The 23,176-nt window shown below is 35.4% G+C and carries 16 protein-coding genes; 6 read left to right on the top strand and 10 right to left on the bottom strand.

Annotation, left to right across the window (positions count from 1 at the left end):
* Nucleotides 1–115 precede the first annotated feature (115 nt).
* The 3 genes from gndA to trxA form a co-directional block, all read right to left on the bottom strand.
* Nucleotides 116–1,531, bottom strand: coding sequence for an NADP-dependent phosphogluconate dehydrogenase (gene gndA, locus A9G10_RS05930; protein WP_065558667.1), 1,416 nt, complete (start codon nucleotides 1,529–1,531; stop codon nucleotides 116–118).
* A gap of 178 nt (nucleotides 1,532–1,709) precedes the next feature.
* Entirely contained in the window at nucleotides 1,710–2,972 is a 1,263-nt protein-coding gene (gene rho, locus A9G10_RS05925; protein ID WP_025314498.1) for a transcription termination factor Rho, read from the bottom strand.
* A 389-nt stretch (nucleotides 2,973–3,361) separates the two neighbouring features.
* On the bottom strand, nucleotides 3,362–3,688 hold the full coding sequence (gene trxA, locus A9G10_RS05920; protein ID WP_065558666.1) for a thioredoxin TrxA: 327 nt from the start codon (nucleotides 3,686–3,688) through the stop codon (nucleotides 3,362–3,364).
* Nucleotides 3,689–3,842: 154 nt separating this feature from the next.
* Here trxA and rhlB point away from each other — a divergent pair, with 154 nt between their 5' ends.
* The gene (gene rhlB, locus A9G10_RS05915) at nucleotides 3,843–5,072 is read left to right on the top strand and encodes an ATP-dependent RNA helicase RhlB (protein ID WP_065558703.1); all 1,230 of its coding nucleotides are present in this window, start codon (nucleotides 3,843–3,845) and stop codon (nucleotides 5,070–5,072) included.
* 122 nt (nucleotides 5,073–5,194) lie between these two features.
* Here the strand turns inward: rhlB and A9G10_RS05910 are convergent, their stop codons facing one another.
* Nucleotides 5,195–5,809 carry a TfoX/Sxy family protein gene (locus A9G10_RS05910; RefSeq protein ID WP_065558665.1) on the bottom strand — a complete coding sequence of 205 codons (615 nt, stop codon included), beginning with the start codon at nucleotides 5,807–5,809 and terminating at the stop codon, nucleotides 5,195–5,197.
* Between the two features lie 342 nt (nucleotides 5,810–6,151).
* Here A9G10_RS05910 and A9G10_RS05905 point away from each other — a divergent pair, with 342 nt between their 5' ends.
* Complete coding sequence (locus A9G10_RS05905) at nucleotides 6,152–6,775, top strand: hypothetical protein (RefSeq protein ID WP_065558664.1); 624 nt, start codon at nucleotides 6,152–6,154, stop codon at nucleotides 6,773–6,775.
* Nucleotides 6,776–6,786: 11 nt separating this feature from the next.
* On the opposite strand, the gene glnB is transcribed toward A9G10_RS05905, so the two are convergent.
* Nucleotides 6,787–7,125, bottom strand: a complete 339-nt coding sequence (gene glnB / locus A9G10_RS05900; RefSeq protein WP_065558663.1) for a nitrogen regulatory protein P-II — start codon at nucleotides 7,123–7,125, stop codon at nucleotides 6,787–6,789.
* Between the two features lie 23 nt (nucleotides 7,126–7,148).
* Complete coding sequence (locus tag A9G10_RS05895) at nucleotides 7,149–8,750, bottom strand: NAD+ synthase (RefSeq protein WP_065558662.1); 1,602 nt, start codon at nucleotides 8,748–8,750, stop codon at nucleotides 7,149–7,151.
* Nucleotides 8,751–8,870: 120 nt separating this feature from the next.
* Between A9G10_RS05895 and aroB the strand changes: the two genes are divergently transcribed.
* Both aroB and A9G10_RS05885 read left to right on the top strand, forming a co-directional pair.
* A complete protein-coding gene (aroB, locus tag A9G10_RS05890; protein ID WP_065558661.1) occupies nucleotides 8,871–9,950 on the top strand; it encodes a 3-dehydroquinate synthase in 1,080 nt (359 codons plus the stop codon).
* A 472-nt stretch (nucleotides 9,951–10,422) separates the two neighbouring features.
* Nucleotides 10,423–11,508: a 3-deoxy-7-phosphoheptulonate synthase gene (locus A9G10_RS05885; protein WP_065558660.1), complete on the top strand. Its 1,086-nt coding sequence runs from the start codon at nucleotides 10,423–10,425 to the stop codon at nucleotides 11,506–11,508.
* A gap of 51 nt (nucleotides 11,509–11,559) precedes the next feature.
* Here the strand turns inward: A9G10_RS05885 and purL are convergent, their stop codons facing one another.
* A complete protein-coding gene (gene purL / locus A9G10_RS05880; protein WP_065558659.1) occupies nucleotides 11,560–15,462 on the bottom strand; it encodes a phosphoribosylformylglycinamidine synthase in 3,903 nt (1,300 codons plus the stop codon).
* 228 nt (nucleotides 15,463–15,690) lie between these two features.
* Between purL and A9G10_RS05875 the strand changes: the two genes are divergently transcribed.
* A complete protein-coding gene (locus A9G10_RS05875) occupies nucleotides 15,691–18,396 on the top strand; it encodes a DUF2339 domain-containing protein (RefSeq protein ID WP_065558658.1) in 2,706 nt (901 codons plus the stop codon).
* A 240-nt stretch (nucleotides 18,397–18,636) separates the two neighbouring features.
* The gene (locus A9G10_RS05870; RefSeq protein WP_065558657.1) at nucleotides 18,637–19,155 is read left to right on the top strand and encodes an endonuclease V; all 519 of its coding nucleotides are present in this window, start codon (nucleotides 18,637–18,639) and stop codon (nucleotides 19,153–19,155) included.
* A 48-nt stretch (nucleotides 19,156–19,203) separates the two neighbouring features.
* Here the strand turns inward: A9G10_RS05870 and glnS are convergent, their stop codons facing one another.
* From glnS to A9G10_RS05855, 3 genes are all read right to left on the bottom strand, one after another.
* Entirely contained in the window at nucleotides 19,204–20,880 is a 1,677-nt protein-coding gene (gene glnS / locus A9G10_RS05865; protein ID WP_065558656.1) for a glutamine--tRNA ligase, read from the bottom strand.
* Between the two features lie 168 nt (nucleotides 20,881–21,048).
* Nucleotides 21,049–22,392 (bottom strand): ATP-binding protein, encoded by a 1,344-nt coding sequence (locus A9G10_RS05860; RefSeq protein ID WP_065558655.1) that lies wholly within the window; start codon nucleotides 22,390–22,392, stop codon nucleotides 21,049–21,051.
* Nucleotides 22,389–23,117 carry a winged helix-turn-helix domain-containing protein gene (locus tag A9G10_RS05855; RefSeq protein ID WP_065558654.1) on the bottom strand — a complete coding sequence of 243 codons (729 nt, stop codon included), beginning with the start codon at nucleotides 23,115–23,117 and terminating at the stop codon, nucleotides 22,389–22,391. Before A9G10_RS05855 ends, A9G10_RS05860 begins: the two co-directional genes overlap by 4 nt.
* Between the last annotated feature and the right edge of the window lie 59 nt (nucleotides 23,118–23,176).

Here is a 23,176-nt window from a genome sequence, read left to right as displayed (position 1 = left end):
TGATATGTAAAGCTCGAAAACAAGAAAGGTTATTTTGCAAAGAAATATCAAGCACAAAAAAAGTGCAAGACTCACTTGCACTTTATGTTGTCAAACAGGAGTAAGTTTTTATATTTTAAGACTCATTATTCAACCAATCAGTGTGGAAAACACCTTCTTTGTCGATACGCTTATAAGTATGAGCACCAAAATAATCTCGTTGTGCTTGAATTAGATTTGCTGGTAATACCGCTGAACGATAGCTATCATAGTATGCAATTGCTGCCGATAATGTCGGTACAGCAATCCCTTGTTGTACAGCTAAAGACACAACATCACGCAGTGATTGTTGGTAAGCTTCAACGGTTTGCGTGAAGTATGGAGCGAGTAATAAATTATCAATGTCGTTATTCGCCGCATAGGCATCAGTGATTTTTTGTAAGAACTGAGCACGAATAATACAACCTGCTCTGAAGATTTTCGCAATTTCACCATAATTCAAATTCCATTGATATTGATGAGAAGCGGCTTTTAATTGAGCGAAACCTTGAGCATAAGAGATAATTTTACCCATATAAAGCGCTTTACGGATTTTTTCAATTAACGCTTGTTTATCACCCGAATAAGCAACCTGTTTCGGTCCGCTTAAAACTTTGGACGCCACAACACGTTGTTCTTTAATTGCAGAAAGATAGCGTGCAAATACTGACTCAGTAATTAATGATAAAGGTTCACCTAAATCTAAAGCACTTTGGCTAGTCCATTTACCCGTTCCTTTATTACCTGCTGCATCAAGAATCACATCCACTAAATAATTACCGTCTTTATCTTTATGTTTAAAGATATCGGCCGTAATTTCGATAAGATAACTATCTAATTCACCTTTGTTCCATTCAGTAAATACTTGAGCAAGCTCATCATTATTTAGACCTGCTGCGTGTTTTAATAAAGAATAACTTTCAGCAATTAATTGCATATCGCCATATTCAATACCGTTATGAGCCATTTTGACGTAATGACCAGCCCCATCTGGTCCGATATAAGTCACGCAAGGTTCACCATTTACTTTAGCGGCAATTTTTTCCAAGATTGGAGCGACTAATTCGTAAGCTTCTTTTTGACCGCCAGGCATAATTGAAGGACCTTTTAATGCCCCTTCTTCACCACCTGAAACACCGGCACCAATAAAGTTAAATCCTTCTTCAGAAAGTGTTTTATTACGGCGAATCGTATCTTCAAAATAAGCATTACCACCATCAATGATTATATCGCCTTTATCAAGTAAAGGACGTAATTCATCAATTACCGCATCAGTCCCTTTACCTGCTTGAACCATTATTAATATACGACGCGGCTTTTCCAGAGCATTGACAAAATCTTCAATCGTAAAGTAAGGAACCAATTGTTTATCGGAATTCTCAGCGACAACTTGCTCTGTTTTATCTTTAGAACGGTTGTAAATAGCAACAGAAAACCCACGACTTTCAATATTGAGCGCAAGGTTACGCCCCATGACCGCCATTCCAATAACACCGATTTGTTGTTTAGACATGATTTGGCTCCTTTATTTAATCTTATACAACCTTTCTAATAAGGTTTTTAACAACATCCAAAACTTTAAATAAGTTTTATAAAATAAAATTATGCTATATTTGCCACAAAAAATGCCGTATCAGCATAGAATACGGCATTTTTATAACTTTACTGGTTTAACATCCCTACCCTAAAAATCATGAGCGTTTCATCATTTCAAAAAACTCGTCATTCGTTTTAGTCATGGCAAGTTTATCAATTAAAAACTCCATTGCATCGATTTCACCCATAGGGTTAAGAATCTTGCGTAAGATCCACATTTTTTGTAGTTCATCCGGTGAAGTCATTAAATCTTCTTTACGCGTACCTGAACGGTTAAAATCAATAGCCGGGAATACACGACGCTCAGCGATTTTACGAGATAAATGCACTTCCATATTACCCGTACCTTTAAACTCTTCGTAAATGACTTCGTCCATTTTTGAACCTGTGTCAATCAACGCAGTAGCAATAATCGTTAAACTACCACCCTCTTCGACATTACGAGCAGCACCAAAAAAGCGTTTTGGACGATGTAACGCATTGGCATCTACACCACCGGTTAATACTTTACCCGATGACGGAACCACTGTGTTATAAGCTCGAGCTAAACGCGTAATAGAGTCTAACAAAATAATGACATCTTTTTTATGTTCAACTAAGCGTTTTGCTCGCTCAATAACCATTTCAGCAACTTGAACATGTCTTGCTGCTGGTTCGTCAAAGGTTGATGCTACCACTTCACCTTTAACTAAACGTTGCATTTCGGTAACTTCTTCTGGACGTTCATCAATCATCAATACGACCAGTTCACATTCAGGATGATTAACCGCTAAGCTTTGAGCAATATTTTGCAACAACATTGTTTTACCCGCTTTCGGCGGAGCAACGATTAAACCACGTTGACCTTTACCAATTGGCGAAGCTAAATCAAGTACTCTGGCGGTGATATCTTCAGTTGATCCATTCCCACGTTCCATACGTAAACGGGAATTAGGATGAAGTGGAGTTAAGTTTTCGAAAAGAATTTTATTGCGGGCATCTTCAGGCTTGTCATGATTGACTTCATTCACTTTTAACAAAGCAAAATAACGCTCGCCTTCCTTAGGCGGTCTGATTTTACCTGCAATGGTATCACCAGTTCTTAAATTGAATCGTCTAATTTGACTTGGTGAGACATAAATATCATCAGGTCCTGCTAAATAAGAGCTATCAGCTGAACGTAAAAATCCGAATCCATCTTGCAAAATTTCAAGCACACCATCACCAAAAATATCTTCACCACTTTTGGCATGTTGTTTAAGGATTGCAAAGATAATGTCTTGTTTTCTAAGACGGGCAAGATTTTCTAGCCCCATTGTTTTTTCACCGAGCGCTACTAGCTCGGAAACAGATGTGTTTTTTAATTCAGTTAAATTCATAATTTTAAAAATTCTTGAGGATAAAATTGATATGTTTGCAATTAATGTTATTTTTGTATAATCGTTTCATTTACTTATAAAAAAATTCTCTCTCTGACAATACACAAATTCAATTTGTTATGAAGCTTTTAATGATAATTTAATATCTGAATATAGAATTTTCACCACTTTATCAAGAAAAACAATGAATTGTAGAAAGGGGTCTTCGTAAGAGCTAGCAATTTACACTAAAAACAGTAATATGTCTATAATAAATTCAGTTTGTTTTAATAAATTTGTAAATATTATTATTACAATAAGTAAATGAGTAAAAGAGTAATACGCAATTTAATTACTCTTTTTATGCTTTAGGTACTAAAATCAATTTATTCGAAAAATCTAAAACAACATTAAAGTTGTTCATCAATGAAACTTTTAAGTTGAGCTTTAGACAATACACCGACTTGAGTTGCAACCACTTGACCATTTTTAAAAATCAATAGTGTTGGAATGCCTCTAATACCAAATTTCGGTGCAATATTTGGGTTTTCTTGCACATCTAATTTTGCAATCACAATTTTATCACTATATTCTTGGGCAACTTCTTCTAAAATTGGGGCTAACATTTTACACGGCCCACACCATTCAGCCCAGAAATCAACCAATACAGGCTTTGTTGCTTCTTTGATTGCATTATCAAAAGTCGTTTCAGTAAGAGAAACAATATTATTGCTCATTTATTTTCTCCAAATATAGAATTACATGGTTTTATATTAGGATATTTTCGTTTTCTTCGCTAGTAATTATTATAATAGGGTATAATTATTAGTGATGACCGCAAGTTTAATATGTTATAATCTCACTATTCCGATAATTAAACTTAAAACCACAATGATTCAATCTTATCTAACAAAAACAACATTTAATCAATTTCCGCTTCATCCATTAGTGATTAAAGCACTTGAGAAAAAAGGGTTTGTTTATTGTACACCAATTCAAGAACAAGCTTTACCCTTTACAACAAAAGGAATTGATATCGCCGGTCAAGGACAAACTGGAACAGGCAAAACAATGGCGTTTTTGGCATCAACATTTAACTATTTGTTGAATCATCAACCCTTGCCAGATCATAAAGCAAATCAACCTCGAGCTATCATTATTGCCCCAACGCGTGAATTAGTTGTGCAAATTTATCATGATGCAGAGTTATTATCTAACGAAACCGGATTAAAATTAGGATTAGCCTATGGTGGTGATGGCTATGATAAACAATTAAAAATGTTATCCGCAGGTGTAGATATTTTAATTGCAACAACTGGTCGCTTAATAGATTATGCTAAACAAAAATATATCAATTTAGAATCAATTCAAGTTGTAGTTTTAGATGAAGCTGATCGAATGTTTGATTTAGGTTTTATTCGAGATGTACGTTGGATATTTAAACATATGACACCGCCAGAAAAACGCTTAACGATGTTATTTTCTGCTACGTTAACGCATAATGTACGCGAACTTGCATTTGAGCATATGAACAATCCTCAATATGTTGAAGTAGAACCAGAACAAAAAATTGGTCACCGCATTAAAGAAGAATTATTTTTTCCATCAAATGAAGATAAATTAGCTTTATTACAGACACTTATCGAAGAAGAATGGCCAGACCGTTGTATCATTTTTGCAAATACTAAAATTGCATGTGAAAAAATCTGGCGTCATTTAGTTGCTGATGGTCACCGAGTAGGATTATTAACGGGTGATATTGCTCAGAAAAAACGTTTATCAATTTTGGAACAATTCACGCGAGGTGATATTGATATTCTCGTTGCAACAGATGTTGCAGCACGTGGTTTACATATCCCGAATGTAACACATGTTTTTAACTATGATCTTCCTGATGATTGTGATGATTACCGTCACCGTATTGGTCGTACTGGTCGAGCAGGAGCTGAAGGTAATTCAATTTCTTTGGCTTGTGAACGATACTCACAAAATTTGCCAGCCATTGAAAAAGCTATTGCGCATGCAATCCCTGTTAGTCAATATGATCCTTCGGCATTGTTAACGGACTTACCAGCGCCAAAAGCGTTTAGACGTCCACCTAGAAGAAGATCATCTTCATAACTGATCGTTTGATCACCCTAAATATAGTTATCTAAAATTATCATCAAACAGTAATGTTTTTTAGATAACTATAGTGACCATTTTATTTGTGTGATTAACACCCCAAAATGACGATTATAATGTTAGTCTTTTTTTCGTTGCTTTAAAAAATCTTGATATGCAGTCTCTATTGCATTTTTAGTCGTTTTTGATAATGATGCAACATGGCATCGGTGTAATGAACCATATAAGACAAAGAGAATATTTTTAGAGATTTCAGCTTTTTTAGACTTAATTTTATGATAGGTTTCTAAATACCCTATTTTACGATAAGTTTCGACATCTTTTATTCCAACACTACACAATAATCGCTCTAATGATAATGTCATATTGGGTAGCTCTTTTATTCGATTCGTTTTTATTTCGTTTTTTTCATGTTTTTCTTGTTTAGCATATTCAATCGCCATTTTAGCCAATGAATGCAATTTTGGCAGATCATTGAGCCACTCATCCTTAACTTTATAATAATCAAGTAATTTGGTTAAAACACCTGATGATAACGTTAGCGGTTGCATACCTTGTTCTATAAAGAATGAACGGTATGATGTATGACCTCTTAAATAGAAATCCGTTTGACTTATCCATCCAAACATTGTTGTATCGCTACTAATGCTGAACCCACCAAAAAAGGTTTTAATTGAAATGCCATTAAAGCCAGAGAATTTTGTTAATATTTGATTTGCAAAGGTTGAACTCATATTTTATTTCCATTTTTTTACTTAATTCTATACTAAATCACTTAACCAACTTAATTATCAAATCAAAATTATCGTATTTTATTCAATACTCCAACTAATTTTAGTATCTATTAATCATTATTGCGATCTACCTTCCATAATTAGACAAAAGTTATTAATTATCGAAATATTTATTGTTATTAATGACAAATATCAAAAAAAGTGTTGCAATTGTAAATTTTAGGTGTTTTTCGACCCAGAATTCCAAAAGAAAAGTAGGTTAAAGATTGTTATTCTGACTTAATAATTATACAATCTCTTCCAGTAGATTTTATTAAATTCATTTTGTCTTTATCCATTATCATGATTAAAAAAATTTTTGGTTTATTTTCTCTATTTTTTTCGTTTGTGGCATCTGCTGATCGACAACCACTAATAGATTCGTTCGTCCTATGTAATCCAAATTTTTTCAATACTGTTTATAGCAATAAAGATGAGCTAAAACGTTTTACCAATATCCAAATTTTTGACGGTAATCTGGCTTATATTCCTGTCACTAATCGATTTGATACGGGTAAAAATTTTATGTATTTTTCGCTGCCTATCAAATACAAAAATTTAACGATAAAAGGTTACTATGACAGTGCAATGGATTTAGGCAAAATTGGTAAATATTATTTTTGGGGATTCATTATTGATAATGATATTAATCAAATCAAAAATACATTAAATTACCTAAACTGGAAAAACATGGAAGATAACCAGCTTTATATTGCCAATCCTAAAATTCGGAGCCTCAATGATGATAATCAAGTTTGGCATACTAATACTGGTACTGTTGTTGGTGTAAAAACGATTCCTGCACCTAATACGATTGAAAAATTGCTATTACTTGAGAAAAATGGCAGTATGACTTTACTTATGTGTTCGATTCAAGGCGCCGTCACATCTGAACTGCTTAGGCGAGAACGCCCTGATATTCAGTAACATTTGATAAATTAAATTGCTAACTCGTCCATTTCACCCGTTCGAATACGTATTACCTGTTCTACGTTATACACAAAAATCTTACCGTCCCCAATTTTTCCTGTTTGTGCTGTTTTCATAATTGTTTCAATACACATTTCTAAAATATCATCAGGAACAATCAGTTCAATTTTTACTTTGGGTAAAAAATCTACCATATATTCAGCACCACGATACAGCTCTGTATGTCCTTTTTGGCGACCAAAACCTTTAACTTCGGTCACCGTCATACCAGTAATACCTTGATCAGCAAGCGCCTCTCTAATATCATCTAATTTAAAGGGTTTGATAATCGCTTCAATTTTTTTCATCTCTATTTGCCTTTTATTCGATATTACCAATTCTTAAATCCAAAAGCAGAAGTAATCGGATAACGTCTGCCTTTACCAAAGTTACGTGCCGTAATTTTAGGCCCTACTGCTGATTGGCGACGTTTATATTCATTAATATCAACTAATTTTATGACTCGTCTTATTGTTGATTCATCATAGCCTTGCTCAACCAGTTCTGCAACGGAAAGATCCTGCTCAACATAGCCTTTTAAAATACCATCTAAAATATCATAAGGAGGTAAACTATCTTCGTCTTTCTGATCAGGTGCAAGTTCGGCTGAAGGCGGACGAGTAATGACGCGTTCTGGAATAACATAAGATCGTGTATTTCGGTATTTGGATAATGCAAAAACCAAGGTTTTAGGTACATCTTTAAGTACATCAAATCCGCCTGCCATGTCACCATATAGAGTGGCATAACCGACCGACATTTCACTTTTATTACCGGTTGTTAACACCAGTCTGCGACGTTTATTGGACAGTGCCATTAAAATGACACCCCGACAACGGGCTTGTAAATTCTCTTCAGTGGTATCTTTTTGTGTTCCGGCAAACATGGGACTTAAAGACGACATAAATGCATCAAACATTGGTTCTATTGATACAATATCAAATTCTACACCTAAAATTTCGGCTTCTTCTTTAGCATCGGCGATACTGATATCAGCAGTATATCGAAATGGCATCATTACCGCTTGTACTTTATCTTTACCTAACGCATCAACCGCAATGGCGAGTGTTAAAGCAGAATCAATCCCTCCTGAAAGCCCTAATACTGCGCCTTGAAAACCATTTTTCGTAATATAATCACGTGTTGCAAGCACTAACGCATCATAGACAGAAGCTAAATCATGATTCTGACAAATTTCCAGTGCTGGATGATCGAGACCAAATTCAAAATGAGTAATTTGTTCTTCAAACTGATTAAGTTGACAAACAATCTCACCTTTTTCATTGCAAACAAACGAGCCGCCATCAAAGATTAACTCATCTTGCCCTCCAATTTGATTAACATAAACAATCGGTAGTTGTGTTCGGATAGCATGATCTTGGATCAATGCTTGACGATTTTTCTGTTTTTGATAATCATAAGGAGAAGCATTTATTGTGATCACCAAATCAACTTTTTGTTCACTAAGCTGATCGATAGGATCATTTTGCCAAAGATCTTCACAAATCAATAAACCTATTTTCTTTCCTTTGAAAGAGACAACACCGCTTTGATTTCCGGCTGTAAAATAGCGCTTTTCATCAAAAACATCATAGTTTGGCAATAGCTGCTTATGATAACAAGCCAACTGTTTTCCTTCAGAAAAAAATGAAAGTGAATTATAGATTTCTCCATTTTGCCAAGATGGATGACCAACTATAACAGCACACTGCTTGCTTGCATCTTGAATAGACAATAACGCTTTTTGGCAACGCGCTTTAAAATCGGATCGGAAAATAAGATCCTCTGGGGGATAACCACATAAAGCTAGTTCTGAGAATATAATCAGGTCGTGGCATGAATGGTGCTTGATCAGTTCAATAATCTGCTCAGTATTGCCTTCTATATCGCCCACACGCCAATTTTTTTGTGCTAAAACAATAGATATAGCCATATAAAATTTAATTTCATAAAACAAAATTGCCGATAAGTTTAAATGATTCTATGTTGCACTGCCACATTTTTATCGCTAACATGCAACATTAACTCGACTTGAACTTGTTTGGAAATGATTATGCAAAAAATTCTAAATGTGGCACTAGCAAAACGTAGCTATCCCATCACTATTGGTGAAAACCTTCTTAATGAATTTGAACATTTTAAACTTCAAGCAGGTCAACGGGTAATGATTGCAACAAATGAAACCATTGCACCACTTTATTTACAAAATCTAATCGACATGCTTGAAACGCATGGCATTGAAACGGATTGTATTATTGTTCCTGACGGTGAACAATACAAAACGATGGAAACATGGAATAAGATGTTAACGGCGTTACTTGCCAATAACCATACCCGTAATTCAATCCTGATTGCATTAGGTGGTGGCGTGATTGGTGATGTAGCAGGATTTGCAGCGTCAGCTTATCAACGTGGTATTAAATTCATCCAAGTACCCACGACATTACTTTCCCAAGTTGACTCATCGGTAGGCGGTAAAACTGCGATTAACCACCCATTGGGCAAAAATATGATTGGCGCATTTTATCAGCCACAAGCAGTTGTCATTGATCTTCATTGTCTAAAAACGCTACCCCAGCGTGAACTTTCGGCAGGTTTAGCAGAAGTGATTAAGTATGGCATTATTTTAGATAGTGATTTTTTTAATTGGTTAGAACTGCATATTAATGATTTACTAAATTTAGATGTAGATGCGTTAAGTTACTGTATTTATCGCTGCTGTGAACTTAAAGCCCAAGTGGTAGCCGCAGATGAAACCGAACAAGATATGCGAGCAATACTAAACCTTGGTCATACTTATGGACATGCAATCGAAGCCGAACTTGGCTATGGCAATTGGCTACATGGTGAAGCAGTCAGTGTGGGAATGATCATGGCTGCACATACTGCATCCATATTGGGTAAACTTTCAGTGACAGAAATCGATCGCATTAAAAATTTACTCATAAAAGCCAAACTACCAGTTGTTAGACCAACACAAATGTCGATTGAATCTTATATACCACACATGCTCCGTGACAAAAAAGTCCTATCAGGCAAACTGAGATTAGTGATTCCAACCCAGATTGGACATGCTGAAGTGATTGATGGAATTAATAAAAACGTGGTCATTGAATCGATAACCCGAACTTAAATTAAACTAATTAACTCATAGCGACGTTTTTATCGTTATCAATCCATGCACGAATATTATTGAGTGGTTAAGTCATTATCAGGTTTTATTAGCGTTTATTTATAAACATGAGAATTAATGCGGAATTTGTTCCCCCCCTTAAAATTTATTAATACAAATGGAATATCACTCCCCTCTTGCAAGTATTCAACCCATTAACAACAGGTTTTAAAGCGTGTGCAATTACACCTATATCAATTAATCAATATAAATTGTAAAACATTTATTACAGTTGAGATAACATTATCAATCTATTCATTGTAATCTATAAAAAACACATAATTTATAGATATAACGTATAAAACAATCTTTATTATCTAAGATTTAAAAAATTTAGTTTACTACATTGTATTTTTGTGTTTACATATTATCCGTTTATGTAATAAATATTTTACATATGAAATATTTAAATGACTCTCATAAGGAATGCAAAATGTTAAAAGATACACTCAATAATGTCCGAATTCGAGATGAGCACATGTTAATTACCCCTGAAGAAATAAAAGCGCTTTACCCTTTATCCCATGAATTTGAAACGCAAATTGCATCATCACGTCAAACCATAGTTGATATTTTAGAACGCCGAGATCACCGTTTATTAATTGTATGCGGCCCCTGCTCTATTCATGATACTGATGCTGCTATTGAATATGCACATAAGTTAAAAAAACTAGCTGACGAAGTTAAAGATAATCTCTTTATTGTTATGCGTGTCTACTTTGAAAAACCGCGAACCACTGTTGGTTGGAAAGGTATGATCAATGATCCCCATATGGATAGTTCATTTGACATTGAATCTGGTCTAAAAAAAGCCCGTAAATTATTGCTTGATATCGTCAAAATTGGGTTACCAATTGCTACCGAAGCACTCGATCCCAATACACCACAATATATTGGTGATTTAATTAGTTGGGCTGCAATTGGAGCAAGAACAACAGAATCACAAACTCATCGTGAAATGGCATCCGGTCTTTCAATGCCTGTTGGTTTTAAAAATGGTACTGATGGTAGCTTAGATGTCGCTATAAATGCGATGAAATCCGCTTCAATGGCACACCGTTTTGTCGGGATTAATCAGCAAGGACAAGTTACCGTACTTCAAACACTGGGCAATCCAAATGGACATGTCATTTTACGAGGTGGTAAAGCACCTAATTTTGATGCTGAAAATGTTGCACTCTGTGAGATCCAAATGCAAAAAGCAGGGTTACTACCTAATCTTATGATTGATTGCAGCCATGCTAATTCTAATAAAGATTATCGAAATCAACCCATTGTTGCTAACTCAATCATTGACCAAATTGAACAAGGTAATAATGCTATTATTGGTGTGATGATTGAAAGTAATTTAAACGAAGGCAATCAATCTTCCGAGCAACCAAAAGAAAACTTTAAATATGGTGTATCGGTGACGGATGCTTGTATTAATTGGGAAACAACCGAGCAGCTGTTACGAAAAATGAATACCCTGTTAGGGAAACCATTACTTAATCGACAAAAACAGTCACCGCAATCATAACTATGTTAGTTTAGATGAAATGCTATCGCCGACAATTTGCCGGCGATTTTTTTAGCCAAGTTGCTTACGTGCATTACGGAAAATACGCATCCAAGGACTATCTTCGCCCCAATTTTCGGGATGCCATGAATTTGTTACCGTTCGAAACACTCGTTCAGGGTGTGGCATCATAATCGTTGCTCGACCATCTTGTGATGTGACAGCAGTTATTCCATTTGGTGAACCGTTAGGATTAGCCGGATATTGCTCGGTCACTTGTCCAAAATGATCGATATAACGAACAGCAATTAAACCTGATGCTTCTAACGCATTTAGATGTGCTTGATCATGCGTTTCGACTTGTCCTTCACCATGTGAAACTGCGATTGGCATATGCGAACCAGCCATATCACTTAATAGTAAAGAAGGGCTTTGTTGAATTTGTACCAAGCTAAAGCGAGCTTCAAAACGTTCCGATACATTACGAACAAAACGAGGCCATAATTCTGCACCGGGAATCAAATCCTTTAAATTTGACATCATTTGACAACCATTACAAACACCTAATGATAAAGTGTTATCACGTTGAAAAAATGTTTCAAACTCTTGTCGAACTTTTTCGTTAAACAATATTGATTTCGCCCAACCTTCACCTGCACCTAAAACATCACCATAAGAAAAACCACCACAAGCAACCAATGTACTAAATTGACTCAATGATACACGACCTTTTAATAAATCCGTCATATGTACATCAATGGCATCAAACCCCGCTCTGTCAAACGCAGCAGCCATCTCAACATGCGAATTAACGCCCTGTTCACGTAAAATGGCGACTTTTGGTTTAACGCCTTTAACTATATAAGGAGCAGCAATATCATTCTGAGGATCAAAGGTAAGTTTTACATTTAAACCAGGATCACTTTCGTTTTGTTTTGCTTGATGTTCTTGATCTGCACATTGTGGATTATCACGTAGACGTTGCATCTGCCAGGTGGTTTCAGCCCACCATGTTCGTAACGTGGTACGTGATTCACTGTAGACTACAGCTGAGTTGTTGCGAATAATAAATTGTTGCCCCGTCTTTGCTTCACCAAGCACATGAACGGTATGTGACAATCCATATTGATTAAAACATGCCATAACACTGTCCAGATGCTCGTTTGCCACCTGAATGACGGCACCCAGTTCTTCATTAAACAGGGTGGCAATCATATCGTGACCTAATGCTGCAATATCAATATCAATCCCACAATGACCGGCAAAAGCCATTTCAGCTAATGTGATAATTAATCCGCCATCTGAGCGATCATGGTAAGCAAGTAAAGCATCTTGATTGATAAGCGTTTGGATAGCCTGATAAAAAGCTAAAAGCTCTTTAGCATCATGTACATCCGCTGTTTTTTGCCCTAAGTGACGATAAACCTGTGCCAATGCAGTCGCACCCAGTGCTTGATGACCTTTGGAAAGGTCAATAAGTAATAAAGAATTATCAACATCAACTTTTAATTGGGGGGTCACTGTTTTACGAACATCTTCAACACGAGCAAAAGCCGAAATGACTAACGATAATGGTGAGGTTACCGATTGTTGTTCACCATTTTGTTGCCATGTGGTTTTCATCGACATTGAGTCTTTACCAACCGGAATAGCCAACCCTAATATTGGGCATAACTCTTCTCCAATTGCTTTTACGGCATGATAAAGTCCCGCATCTTCACCTGGGTGGCCTGCTGCTGCCATCCAGTTAGCTGAAAGCTTAATTCGCTTGATATCGCCAATGTTGGTTGCCGCTATATTGGTAATGGCTTCACCCACGGCAAGTCTTGCCGAGGCAGCAAAGTTAAGTAAAGCAACCGGTGCCCGTTCCCCCATTGACATGGCTTCACCATAATAACTATCTAAACTCGCCGTTGTCACAGCACAATCAGCGACCGGTACTTGCCATGGCCCAATCATTTGGTCTCGTGCAACCATACTGGTAACAGTGCGATCACCGATAGTAATTAAAAACGTTTTTTCAGCAACGGTCGGTAAATGTAAAACCCGTTTAACCGCATCATATAAATTGATATCAGCCGTTGAAAAATTATCGCCATGTGCTTGTTGTGTCTTGACTTCTCTTAACATTTTAGGTGTTTTACCCAATAAAACATCTAAAGGTAAATCGATCGGATTATTATTAAAATAGTCATCATGTAAAGTCACCGTTTTATTAAACGTAGCTTCACCAATTACCGCATACGGTGCGCGTTCACGTTGACAAAGTTCATCAAATACATCAAGACTATCCGGGTGGATAGCAAGAACATAACGTTCTTGTGATTCATTACACCAAATCTCAAGCGGTGACATTCCGGGTTCATCGCTTAAAATTTTCCGTAATTCAAATTGACCACCACAGCCACCATCACTGACCAGCTCTGGCATCGCATTTGATAGACCACCAGCCCCAACATCATGAATAAATAAGATAGGATTATTTTTGCCAAGTTGCCAACACCGATCGATTACTTCCTGACAACGACGCTCCATTTCGGGATTATCTCGCTGCACTGATGCAAAATCTAAATCTGCATCAGATTGTCCCGATGTCATTGATGATGCAGCGCCTCCGCCTAAACCAATATTCATTGCCGGCCCACCTAACACAATTAACTTAGAGCCAGCAGGAAACTCACCTTTTTGAATATGTTCTCGACGAATATTGCCCATGCCACCAGCAAGCATTATGGGTTTATGATAACCACGAAGCTCATAACCATTGTGGCTATTAACGTATTCTTCATAGGTACGAAAATACCCCAAAAGTGCAGGGCGACCAAATTCATTATTAAATGCAGCGCCACCTAATGGACCATCGAGCATAATATCTAACGCACTGACAATTCGGTCAGGCTTACCAAAATCGTGTTCCCATGGTTGTTCAAAATGGGGGATACGCAAATTGGAGACCGAAAACCCGACTAAACCCGCTTTCGGTTTTGCGCCTCGTCCGGTTGCGCCTTCATCACGAATTTCACCCCCACTACCCGTTGCTGCGCCTGGCCAAGGTGATATCGCTGTGGGATGATTATGTGTTTCCACCTTCATCAAAATATCAGCATATTCCTGATGATAACCGTAAGTTTGATTATCGCTATCAGCAAAAAAACGTCCAACTTGAGAGCCATCCATCACCGCCGCATTATCTTTATATGCAGAAGAAACATAATCGGGGGTCTTTTCATAAGTATTTTTAATCATTTTAAACAGTGATTTAGGCTGTTTTTCACCATCTATAACCCAATCGGCATTAAAAATTTTGTGTCGACAATGTTCTGAATTTGCTTGCGCAAACATATAAAGCTCGACATCCGTTGGATTACGATTGAGTTTTTGGAAGTTTTCAACTAAATAATCCATCTCATCTGATGCTAACGCTAAGCCTAATTTAATATTTGCCGCTTCTAATGCCTTACGCCCCTGACCTAACAAATCAATAGTAGTCACAGGAACAGGTTGATCGACTTTGAATAACTGTTCTGCTTGTTCCAGACAAGTCAAAACTGTTTCCATCATTCGATCATGAATGAATGCCAAAAACTCGTTTTTTTGTATATCAGTCAACGGTGAACTCGTTTGAATATAATAAGCAATGCCTCGCTCAATGCGTTGAATTTGTCGTAAACCACAATTATGCGCTATATCGGTTGCTTTTGATGACCATGGTGAAATTGTCCCTATTCTTGGTATAACTAAAAAAAGCGTTTTGTTTGATTTGTTCGAAACAGTGATTTGAGCCGATTTAGGCCCGTATTGTAATAATTTCTCAAGTGTTAGCTGCTGGGCAGAAGATAATTCACCTTTCAAATCAATAAAATGCAAATATTGTGCTTCAACACTCATAATAGGGATAGATTGTTCAGAACAAGCAGAGAGAAGTTTATGAATACGAAATGCAGATACAGCAGAAGAACCAGCTAAAATTTTCATGCTAATTACTCTTTTTAAGCCAAAAACAGGTAAAAAATAGACTAATAGTATAAAAGAAAGTAAACAATGTGGCTATCTTTAAAACATTTATTGTGTTGTAATTCACCTTGTTATTTGTTATCGATTACATATAATATACCGTAACTAATAAAATAATATCTCAGAAATATAAGAAATATGATAAGCACATTTACAATACTATTGATTTTCATTGTACTGATCTCAATAGTGATAATAATCAGTTTATGTTTAAATTCAACCTTAGACAATTTACAATCTCAAATTAATGAACTAACAAAGAAAATTCAACGTTATGAATTAACAGAAAACCATACTAAGTCGGTAGAATCTGATCTTGTTCATTCTAACCTCAAAGCCACTATTGAACAGGATGTAAAAATCGCTGAAAAAAAACCTGAATATGTTGAGCAATCAGAAAACACCAATGATTCGCAACAAAAACTAACGAATATTCAACCTGTAACGTCAATCCAAACATCACAACATCAACCATGGGAAAGCTCGCCATCAAGAAATCAATCAACCAAACAAGGCAAAAACCCCAGTGTTTTCAATTCGTTTTTTACCTGGCTTTTTCAAGGCAATTTGATAGCTAAGGTTGGCATTATTATCCTATTTTTTGGTCTTTCATATTTATTTAAGCATAGTATTGAAAATCAATTAATCTTACCTAATGTTCGTATCGTTGGTGCACTGATCTTAGGTTTAGTATTATTTGTGTTTGGTTGGTATTTACGCACAAAAAAACGGATATATGCCCTCATATTACAAGGCGGTTCTGTAGGTATTTTATATTTAACTATATTTGCAGCCTGTAAACTTTATGCACTTATTCCATTCTTAGTTGCTATTATTTTATTAATCACCCTCTGTTCAGTGAGCGTTTTATTCGCTGTTTTACAACGCGCAATGAGTTTGGCAATTATTGCCAGTATTGGTGGCTATCTAGCCCCGATATTGTTATCAACAAATTCAGATAATCACATTACATTATTCAGTTATTATTCCATCATTTCGAGTGCAATTTTAGTAATTAGTATTTGGCAATCATGGCGAATACTTAACTTAATAGGATTTGTATTTACTTTTGTAATTACCTCATCATGGGGAATAATTAATTTTCGCCCCGAGTTTTATACTGAATGCCAGTTTTTTATCATCGTTAATATGATAATCTATGGCATTTTAGCTACCTCATTAGCAGGTCATAAAACTAATAAAAAAAGTCATCCACATATTATTGATATTATTTTATTTTTTGGCACCCCTATAACTGCCTTTATGTTGCAATATGCTATTACGCGACAATGGTCGCTTGGTCCAACATTTTCTTCGTTAGGATTTGGAATATTCTATTTAACAATATTTTTTATCACGTTACATTACAATCGATTTACATCAAGAACAAGTTCATTGTTTGGTATTGCAATAGGACTCTCTTTTATTACATTAGCGATTGCTCTTTGGTTTAATCTTGAATGGACAGTATTAATTTGGTTGTTTGAAGGCACTGCATTAAGTTGGGTAATGCTCAATAACAGACAGTTCAAATTTGCCATGCTAGGGGCATTCATTAATACATTTAGTTTGCTATACTTTTGTTATAATTTGCCTAATTTAGTCTTTACCGTCACAGAAAATATATTCTTTTTAGGATTGATTAGCCTGATTTTACTGATTAATGCTCTTATTTGGCACTATTACTGTAATCAAAATAATTGGGGTAACATTTTCAAAATCGTATTTTTTGTATTGGCTAGCCACGCTTGGGTAATCTGGATTCTATATAGCATTATAAGAATTGACCAAATAACACATAAAATACCAATTTTACTTTTAGCTTTCCTAATTGCTATATGGGTCTGGTATTACATCGGTCAAAAACTAAAATGGACTATGCTCAAATTTGCTGTTTTACTGCTCTGGCCGATCATGTTATTTTTACGATTAATCAATGAGAACTTCTTATTTGATACTAATTTATTGACGACTAACTGGAACATGGTTTGGGCAATCGCCTTTTTGAGTTGCTATTTTTATTTGTATATCATCAAAGACAGATTAATTAAGGCTCAAAATTATTTTTATTTAATCCTGCATATTAGTTTGTTTTTGATGACTTTAGATTGGTTATTCTTTGAAATTAAGAATAGTTTAAGTTTATTACCACTAGGCTTAGAGACTATTGAATACTGTACATTATTCTTCCTGGATAGCAGTATTGTATTATTATTTTATCTTCTTGTTAAAAAAAGATTATTAACTCATTTTGCGATTATTAAAACTTATTGGTTAATAGGTTTAGCCCCTATCATAATTTATTTATTTGTGAAATTATTCATATTTATCTTTTATAGTGGTCAAATAATCAATTGGCCTTATATACCAATATTCAATCCGCTTGAATTGAGTGCAATTTTTGCCTTACTCATGATTCGAATTTGGATAAAATTCAGCGCTTATTTCATACAATTTGATGATCAGAAAATTAGTCTGTCTAACATTAATCAAAAATTGCCTAATTTTGCTTCTATACTATTAATTGTCATGGCTTGTTTATGGACTAACAGTATGATTTTGAGATGCTTAAGTCAATGGCTTGATATACCTTGGTCGTTTTATCAATTATGGAATTCCAAAATCATTCAAGCAACAATTTCACTTATATGGACGCTTGTTGCCGTTGTCTTAGTCACTATTGGTCATCGTTATCAACAACATATTACATGGTTTACAGGAGTAACACTCCAAACTATTGTCGTAATCAAGTTAATTTTGATTGATAGCGTTGAACTTGAGGGATTATTGAAAGCATTTGCATTTATTGCTATAGCAATACTGATGCTAATCATCGGTTATTTAGCACCATTACCGCCAAAAATAAAGGTTGAAAATAATGAGGCTAATAAATAGTAAATTACATATTTCACATAGGGTTAACTAACCCTATGTGTTAGATTATTATTTTTATTTATGGCTATTTCTCATTATGAATATAAAATAAAGTATAAAAATTAAGTTATTTATAATGATTAAAAAACAAAATTTAATCAAATTAATCGCTTCAATTATTAAAAATACTGATTTGTTTAATAAATTAATCTCAGTATATTGATTTAATGATTAATCAGTTTTATCGAAACGGAATTTAATATGATACTTGCAATTGATGTTTACTATATCGATACTCGAGCAAAAACAGTTGGTGTGTTATTTAATCATTGGTGCGATTCAAAATCTGATATTCAAAGCTTAATTACTGACTATCAAGATAATGTTGCTCCTTATCAATCTGGTCAATTTTATCAACGTGAATTACCTTGCATTTTATCCCTGCTCAATAAAGTTGATCTTAATAAAATTTCAACAATTGTCATTGATGGTTATGTGCATTTAAATGAAGGTAAAATAGGTTTGGGTGGACATTTATATAATGCTTTAAATAAAAAAGTACCTATTATCGGCGTTGCTAAAAAACCTTTTGCGGGAAATAGTGACTATTTAATGGAAGTTACCCGTGGTCATAGTAAACATCCGCTTTATGTAACTTCAGTCGGTGTACCTTTAGCGAATGCCGCTAAAAACATACTATCAATGGCAGGTAAATACCGAATGCCGGATATTCTTAGTTATTTAGATCAACAAACAAAATTGTTTAAAATCGAGGAGTAATCCATTCAAAAGTGATTTGCCGACCTAATGTCGGCAAATCTAGTTAAATTAAGCTTCGTTCCAACTATCTCTTAACCCAACCGTTCGGTTGAATACTAAATTGTCATCGGTTGCATATTTACTGTCTAAACAGAAGTATCCTTCACGTTCAAATTGATAAGCATGTCCAACTTCAGCATTTTGTAAACTTGGCTCAACAAAACCCTGTTTAACGATTAAAGAGCTTGGGTTAATGGTTGATAAAAAGTCGTCTGCTGCCCCAGGATTAGGGGTATTAAATAAACGATCATAAAGGCGAATTTCTGCTGGTTTAGCAAATTTGGCTGAAACCCAATGAATAACGCCTTTAATTTTACGTCCATCTTCCGGATTTTTATTTAAAGTGGCAGGATCATAACTACAATAAATCGTTTGAATATTGCCTTGTGAATCCTTTTCAACCCGATCTGCACGAATAACATAAGCATTTCGTAAGCGCACTTCTTTACCCAAAACTAATCGTTTGTAGTTTTTGTTGGCTTCTTCTCTAAAATCGGCACGATCAATATAGATCTCACGAGTGAACGGCACTTCACGATGACCAAGTTCAGGACGATTTGGGTGATTAGGCACGTTGAGAACTTCATCAACTGTTTCAGAATAGTTTTCAATTACCACTTTAACAGGATCAAGAACAGCCATCGCTCGCGGCGCGTTTTCGTTAAGATCTTCACGGATACAAAATTCAAGCGTACTCATCTCTACCGTGTTTTCTTGTTTCGTCACACCAATTCGACGGCAAAATTCTCGAATTGAAGCAGGCGTATAACCTCGACGACGGAGACCCGAAATAGTTGGCATACGAGGATCATTCCAGCCATCAACAATTTTTTCTGATACGAGTAAATTTAATTTCCGTTTAGAGGTAATAGCATACTCTAAATTTAATCGAGAAAACTCATATTGATGTGGGCGAGCTTCAATCGTTATGTTATCTAAAACCCAGTCATATAAACGGCGATTGTCTTGAAATTCAAGTGTACAGAGTGAGTGAGTAATATTTTCAATCGCATCAGATATACAGTGGGTAAAATCGTACATCGGATAAATACACCATTTATTACCTGTTTGGTGATGTTCTGCAAATTTAATACGATATAACACTGGATCACGCATAACAATGAAAGGTGAAGCCATATCAATTTTTGCTCTTAAACATGCTTTACCTTCAGCAAATTTACCTTCTTTCATTTGAATAAATAACGCTAAATTCTCATCAATGCTACGATCACGATAAGGACTATTTTTACCCGGCTCTTTCAATGTGCCACGATATTCACGAATTTCATCAGGCGAAAGCTCATCAACATAGGCTAATCCTTTATTAATTAACTCAATCGCATATTCATATAATCGGTCAAAATAATCAGATGAGTAACAAATTTCACCATCCCACTCAAAACCTAACCATCGAACATCTTCTTTTATCGATTCAACATATTCGACATCTTCTTTAACTGGATTAGTATCATCAAAACGTAAATTACATTTACCTTGATAATCCTGAGCAATCCCAAAATTTAGGCAAATTGATTTGGCATGACCAATATGCAAATAACCATTTGGTTCTGGTGGAAAACGTGTATGAGTCGTTTTATATTTTCCTGCTGCAAGATCAGCATCGATAATTTGACGTATAAAGTTAGTTGGACGTGTCTCTGTCTCGGTCGGTAATGAACCGCTCATAAAAACCTCTGATTATTGTTAACTAATATAAAATTTTAACTATTAGTTTGGTTACTTATCTCATTTGATTTGAGAATATAACAAATTTTTTGTTTTTCTGAAATGAAAAAACAGCATGATTTGAATTGATATGCTTTTCTGTTTTCTAAAAACGAATTCCCAATAAAATTATTCTTCACCAGACTTTATTGAAACAACAAATCTTGCACCGCCTAACGGGCTAGTGACAACAAATGCTTTACCATTATGAAACTCTGCCATTAATTTTACATAAGCTAATCCAAGACCATATCCACCTGTTGATCGGGTTCGACTGGTATCAAGCCTTGCAAAGGGCATAAAAATTTTTTCACGTGCATCAAACGGGATACCGGGACCATCATCATCAATCTCTATAATTACCCGATTATCCTGTTTCGTAAGATTTAATACCGCTTTATGCGTTGCATATTTGAACGCATTAAGTAATAAATTCTTAACAATGGTTTCAACCAGATTAGTATCAATAAGCGCTTTTACGTCTTGACTGTGGCAAACTAATTCAAATCCTTTAGGTTTGAATAATTCAAGTGACTGACAAACCTTTTCAGCCCACTGTTTAAGTGATACCGACGTTAAATTTAACTCAATATTACTTTGCTGCATTTTAAAATAACTTAAACTGGCATTAATAAGCGTTTCAAGTTCATTAATATCATCGCTCATTCCTTTTTGCAGCAATAACTTTTCTTGTTCATCATCACATTCTTCAAGCATACTGAGCTCAAATCGCATACGAGCCAATGGCGTACGAAGTTCATGCGCCATTGCATGTGAAATGGTCTGATTGGTGCTAACTAAATGCTCAATGTGTGTTCCCATATTATTTAACACATTTGCTAACGGTTTAAATAACCAGCCTTTAACATTTTCAGTGCGCGCTTTAAGGTTTCCTTGACCAAGCTGTTCAGCAGTCTGTCTGATACTAACCAAATCCTTCCAAACAGCACTAAACGCAAAATAGATTAGAATAAAAAAGACAATTGCACTAAAAAGCGCCCAAATAACGAGAAAAACACTTAAAGACATCGTGTTTGATTCTAGAATATCCCGCATCATAATCGGGCCTAACTGAAGAAGATGTCCCTCTTTTAAATCAATATAGACCACTTCTTTATCACCATCATAGGCAAATCCAAGTTCTGCTAGCTCTTTATTGATGGAATGGGGTAACGAAGTATGACTCGGTAAAACTTCAATCGGATACCCAAAATAGGGTTGCAGTTCATCAACCACTTCTTGTAAAGGGCGATCTTTATTCTCATTAATCTGCATTCGAATCAGATTAACCGTACCTCGTTGTGATTCACGAAAGACAATGTGGTCATCAGGAATATCCGTTAATGAAGAAGGCAAAGAATCAAAGACGAGTAATGCACCATAGGCAATAATACATTGTAACGAAAGTAAGATAACAAGATAAAAAATAATCCGACGATTAAAAAACAGCGGTTTTGCTAATAATTGTCTCAATGATTATCCCCTTCTCTCATAAATAGATAACCTTTCCCTCGAACCGTTTTAATACGTGAAGGGTTATCAGGATCATCAAGTAACTTGCGTCGTAATCGAGAAATACGAGCATCGATAGAACGATCTGTTCCATCAAAATCTATACCACGAACTTGAGAAAAAATATCATCACGAGATAAAATTTTACCTGCATTATTCGCCAACAACCAAAGAAGATCGAACTCTGCTGTAGTAAGATCTATTTCTTGACCTTCGAGTAATACTTTTCGATTTTCATCATCGATAATCAGATTATCAAAAATCAATGTTTTATTATTCGTTGCCGTGACGGGATCTTTATTTACTTCTTTATCGGATTCGATTTGCTTTCGTCTTAATAAAGCTCGAATTCGTGCCAATAATAACCTTGGCTCGACTGGTTTTGCCAGATAATCATCTGCTCCCAATTCCAAACCCACAATTTCGTCAATATTATCTTCACTCGCCGTCATGATAAGAATATAGTTTGTAAACCATGTCCGTATATCTCGGCAGATATCAAAACCGGACTTTTCAGGAAGCATCACATCTAAAATAACCAAATCGGGATTTATTTCTTGAATTTTTTCTTCTGCACCTTCACCACTATTATGCCAATCAACAAGATATCCCTGGCGAACCAGATAAACTTTTATTAAATTAGCTAACCTTTGATCATCTTCAATGATTAAAATACGTTCACTCATCTTAGGTTCTCATTACCGTAACTTGTGCTAAAAGAATCCTTATTATACAGACAATTTTA

It is taken from the genome of Gilliamella sp. wkB308, assembly GCF_001690185.1.
Taxonomy (GTDB): Bacteria; Pseudomonadota; Gammaproteobacteria; order Enterobacterales; family Orbaceae; genus Gilliamella; species Gilliamella apicola_I.
Note: the sequence above shows the minus strand (reverse complement) of the source record. Positions and strands in the feature narration are given on the sequence as shown.